Source organism: Thiocapsa roseopersicina (assembly GCF_900106925.1).
Lineage (GTDB): Bacteria > Pseudomonadota > Gammaproteobacteria > Chromatiales > Chromatiaceae > Thiocapsa > Thiocapsa roseopersicina.
Genome location: NZ_FNNZ01000061.1, coordinates 1 through 4,854 on the forward strand (window position 1 = coordinate 1; position 4,854 = coordinate 4,854).

3 protein-coding genes are annotated in these 4,854 nt (G+C 64.8%); 2 read left to right on the forward strand and 1 reads right to left on the reverse strand.

Going from position 1 to position 4,854, the window contains the following annotated elements; all coding sequences use genetic code 11:
* The first annotated feature begins 180 nt into the window (after positions 1-180).
* Together BLV04_RS23980 and BLV04_RS25190 are read left to right on the forward strand one after the other, a co-directional pair.
* Positions 181-3,543: a tetratricopeptide repeat protein gene (locus BLV04_RS23980; protein WP_175534792.1), complete on the forward strand. Its 3,363-nt coding sequence runs from the start codon at positions 181-183 to the stop codon at positions 3,541-3,543.
* A gap of 369 nt (positions 3,544-3,912) precedes the next feature.
* Entirely contained in the window at positions 3,913-4,077 is a 165-nt protein-coding gene (locus BLV04_RS25190; RefSeq protein ID WP_175534793.1) for a hypothetical protein, read from the forward strand.
* Between the two features lie 159 nt (positions 4,078-4,236).
* Here BLV04_RS25190 and BLV04_RS23990 read toward each other — a convergent pair.
* A partial coding sequence (locus BLV04_RS23990; RefSeq protein ID WP_217633794.1) for an O-methyltransferase occupies positions 4,237-4,854 on the reverse strand: 618 nt, incomplete at its 5' end.

Consider the following 4,854-nt stretch of genomic DNA (forward strand, 5'->3'; position numbering starts at 1 on the left):
GCCCACACCCCGGCCGCGCGAGACCGGGGGAGCGCTTCGCCGACCCCTATCACGCAACTTGATCGCGAAACCATCAAAATCGCTGACCGCACTCACGTGATCGGTCGCCGCCAGACCACTGGACGAAGTGCACAGCATACCGGCAAGCTAGCCCTAAGGGGCTTTAGGGAGATGACTCTTATGCCTATCCGACCGCTTTCGAGCGTCACGGATCACGACCGCGCACTCGGGCTTTTCACGAACCGAATGGCCGAACGTCGCTTGTTTACCTGCTACGTGCAGGCGGACACGCCGCCGGAGCGCCTCCTGTTCTTTCATGGCGACGGCGGCAACGGCAAGTCGCTGCTTCTGAAGCTCCTGAAAGAGCAGTCCTGCCGTCGCCTGTATCCCGCGGACTGGCGGCAGTTGCAGGCGCTCACGGACGACCGCGAGTTTGCCGAGGGCTTCGAGTCAATCGCGCAAGCAGTTCCCATTCCCTGCGTTTATCACGATTTTGCCGAGCGAGGCAGCGGCGAGGATGACCCGCGAGGCGATTGGTCCGGCCCCTTGATGTTGCGTCGACGGCTGGGCGCCCACGGGATCAGGCTCCCCTTGTTCGATTTCGCGGCCACCCTGTTCCTGCACAAGCAGGGGCAGCTCTCGAGAGACCGCATCAAGGCACTCTTTCCCGCGGAGGAGGCCGACTTCGTCGCAACGCTGATCGACTTACTGACCGATCCGGAGATCCCGTTCGTAGGCCTCGCTGTCAAGGTGATCGGTCTATTCAACAAGCATCTTGCACGCGACGTCGCCCTGTGGCGAGCCAAGCTCGGCCAGGACCAAGAGCGTCTGGCACGTCTCCAGCGGATGGATGTCGCCGAGTTGCGTCTGTGTCTGCCGAGCATCTTGGGCGAAGACCTCGCGACGGAAATGCAGACCGATGGCGCGCCGCTCCGCTTGGTGCTCCTCTTCGATACCCACGAGTCGTTCTGGGGCACGAGCCGGCATAACGAGTCCACGGAGTCCTACTTCCAGCGCGACGAATGGCTGCGCCTGTTCTTCGCCGAGTTGTACCGGCCTAATCACGGCATCGTCGTTGCGGTCGCGGGACGGGAGCCGCCACGCTGGCCCGAGGCCGTGCGCTCCCCCATACCGCTGGATTGCATCGATACCCGGCTTGTCGGACATCTCGGTCGTGCCGATGCCCAAGAGTACCTGGTTCGAGCCTTGGCGCCCGATGCCGGCGCGGATTCCGGAGAAGCGGCAAGCCTGCGCGAGGCGATCGTTCGCTTCACGGAGGTGGAGCCGGGCCAGGTCCACCCGCTCTACCTGGGCCTCGCCGTCGACCTCGTGCTGCGAGCCCGCGATAGCGGCGAGCGTCTCGGTCCGGACGATTTCGCTACCAGGACGGATGCGACCCGAGCGGACATGGGCCGGATCCTGATTACCCGGCTGCTGCGCTATTGCACACTCGAAATCGAGAACGCGGTCAAGGCACTGGCCGCCGCGCGCCGATTCGACCGTGACATCTTCTTTGCTCTTGGGCGCTCCCTGCATTTCGACGCCAGCCGGGCCGACTTCCGGATCCTCACCGGTTTCTCCTTCGTTTGGCGAGAGACGCTTGAATCCGGACCCGAGCGCTACCGCATCCACGACCTGCTCTGCCGCATTTTTGCTGGCATTGCGCCGGATGAAATCCGAGAGGCCCATGCCGCACTGGAGGTCCTGTATCGCGAGCGCGCACAACAGAGTTCGGCTCTCGACGCCGAGGCCATTTGCGAGGCGATCTATCACGTCAACCGGCAGGACTGGGAGCGAGGCTATCAAGAGTGGCTCCAGGCGATGGAGCGATCCATCGAGAGTGCACGCTATGGACTCGGTGAGGTTCTGGTCGGGCTGAGACCGGTGTTGCACCTGGAAACGCCGTTCGCAGAGGCTACCGCCGCGATGCATGCCGGCGAGCTCGCGAGCGCATTGTCCCGTTACCCTGCCGCCGATGCCGCCTTTAGAGACGCTGTCGTGGGCTACGACCGCACACTCGATCTAGCGCCGGATGACATCGCGGCCCATCTCAGCAAGGGCAACACGTTCCAGAGTCTCGGCGCGTTGCGCGCCGCCTTGAGCGACCACGCCGGGGCGCAGGACGCTTACGAAGACGCCGTCGCCGCATACCAAGAGGTCCTGGCGCGGGCGCCGGATCAGGTCGCCGCCCGTATCAACAAGGGCAATGTGCACGCGAGGCTCGGCAGGTTGCGCGCTGCCGTAAGCGATCATGCCGGATCGCTTTGCGCTTACCAAGACGCCATCGCAGCCTATGAGGAGGCACCAGCGCGGGCTCCCGATGACATCGCTGTCCACCTCAACAAGGGCAACGCGCTCCAGAGTCTCGGCGAGTTGCGCGTGACCTTGAGCGACCAAGCCGGGGCGCAAACCGCTTACCAAGAGGCCCTCTCCGAGTACGGGGAAGTCTTGGCGCGGGCGCCCGATGACATTGCCGCCCACCTCAACAAGGGCATCGCGCTCCAGAATCTCGGTGAGTTGCGAGTGACCTTGAGCGACCACGCCGGGGCGCAGTCCGCTTACCAAGACGCCATCGCCGCCTGCGGGGAAGTCTTGGCGCGGGCGCCGGATCACGTTGGCGCCCACATCAACAAGGGCACCGCGCTCCGGCGGCTCGGCGAGTTGCACGCGGCCCTGAGCAACTATGACGAAGCGCTGTCCGCTTACCAAGACGCCGTTGCCGCCTTCGGGGGAGGGCTGGCACGGGCGCCGGATCATGTCGGCGCCCGGATGAACAAGGGCAACGTCCTCCGGAGGCTCGGCGAGCTGCGCTTGACCTTGAGAGACCAAGCCGGGGCGCAATGCGCTTATCAAGACGCCATCGCCGACTTCGAAGAAGTCTTGGCACGGGCGCCCGATTACATTGCCGCCCACTTCAACAAGGGCGCGGCGCTCAACAGGATCGGTGAGCTGCGCTTGACCTTGAGCGACCATGCCGGGGCGCAGGCCGCTTACCAAGACGCCATCGTCGCCTATAGGGAGGCTCTGGTGCGGGCGCCCGATGACGTCGACGCTCGCATGAGCACGGGTACCGTCCTCGCGTGTCTCGGCGAGCTGCGCGCGGCACTGAGCGATCATACAGGGGCACAGTTGGCGTACCAAGGTGCCATCGCCGCCTATGGGGAGGCCCTGATGCGGGCGCCGGATCACGTCGGCGCCCATATGAACAAGGGCAACGCACTTCGCGGTTTCGGCGCGTTGCGCGCGAGCCTGAACGATCACGCCGGGGCACAGTTGGCTTACCAAGACGCCATCGCCGCCTATGGGGAGGCTCTGGCGCGAGCACCACAACATGTTCTGGCGCTCCGCAACAAAGCACGGTGCTTGACCCTGTTCGCCCTTCTCAAAATAGAACAGGGCGATGAAGACTCCGCCCGCGGACTGCTCCTTGAAACTGAGGCCCTATTTCAGGCGGCCCTATCGCTGGCGCCGAACGACGACATCACGGCCACCAATGCCAGCTACGCGCAAGAGCTGCTCCGTAACTGCCGAGGAACCGCGTGACCTTGCAGAGCAGGACTTCCACTCTGAGCGACAGGCCGCTTCTCGGCACGTTGCCGCCGTTTGCAAATTCAAACCCATGGGCCGGTTCGGGTGGCAGATTGTCACTCGTTTAACCGCGATCGACTTTCCGGTATCAGGATGGTTCGGTCACCCGCGTTTTCTCCGGCATTGGCCGGTTACTTGACTTTGCCGACACTCGCGCTCGTTGGCAGGGTCGTGACCGTCCGATGGCGTGATCGACCATGAGAAGCCCAGCTGGCCGTACCCCGCAGCGGGTGGCCGATCGGTACTCCCCCGGACCCAATGCGTTTGCATGCAATGGTGGAGGTATTCCAACATGTCGAAAACCTTGGCAACCCCGATGTCGTCATGCGTCTCGTCCACCGTCTGGTTCTCGCCCTGCTGATCGTCGTCGTGGACACCGCGGCCTTCGTGGTCCCGCTGGCTGCACTGCTGCTCGCGTATGTTCTGCTCGCGCGTCCCGCCTGGTTCCGAGACTGGGTGGATGGGCTCTATCGCGGGGTTCCACGGTAGGCGGCGTGTGCACGCGTGGTCCAGGAGGATCGCTATCGGGGGCGCTTGGGCGAGAACCGTCGCGCCGTCCTCGTCGATCCCGAACGCGGCAAGCCGAATGTCGCCGCCCGGCCTGCCGTGACCGCATCGAGCCGTCGGGTGGACCCTCGCGCGCGGAGATCAGCGCTTGCGCGCCAGCGTCAGCCCGTCGCCGATCGGCACCAGACTCAGGGTCACGCGCTGGTCCCCCAGCAGTCGATCGTTGAGCGCGCGGATCGCCCGGGTATCCTCCTCCTGGTCCTGTGGATCGGCCACGTGGCCGCCCCAGAGCGTGTTGTCGAACAGGATGAGGCCACCGGGCCGCACCAGCGTCAGGCAGCGATCGAAGTATTGGGAGTAGTTGGTCTTGTCGGCGTCGATGAAGGCTAGGTCGAACTGACCTTCCCCTTCCTGTGCCAGCAAGCCATCGAGGGTCTCCAGCGCCGGTGCCAGCCGCAGGTCGATGCGTTCGACGACCCCGGCCTCGCGCCAGAAGCCGCGGGCGATGCCGGTCCACTCCTCGCTGAGGTCGCAGCAGATCAACGTACCGTCGACCGGCATGGCCTCGGCCAGGCACAGCGCGCTGTAGCCGGTGAAGGTGCCGATCTCGATGATGCGCTGCGCACCGATCAGCTCCACCAGCAGGGCCATGAACTGACCCTGTTCCGGGGCGATCTGCATCCCGCTCCACTCCAAGGAGGCCGTGAGCTCGCGCAGGCGCCGCTTGACATCGCTCTCGCGCAGGGAGTGCTCGAGCAG

Bases quoted from the DNA above. Each gene is read 5' to 3' on its own strand.
- BLV04_RS23980 (WP_175534792.1), top strand. From the start codon at position 181: ATGCCTATCCGACCGCTTTCGAGCGTCACGGATCACGACCGCGCACTC.
- BLV04_RS25190 (WP_175534793.1), top strand. From the start codon at position 3,913: ATGCGTCTCGTCCACCGTCTGGTTCTCGCCCTGCTGATCGTCGTCGTG.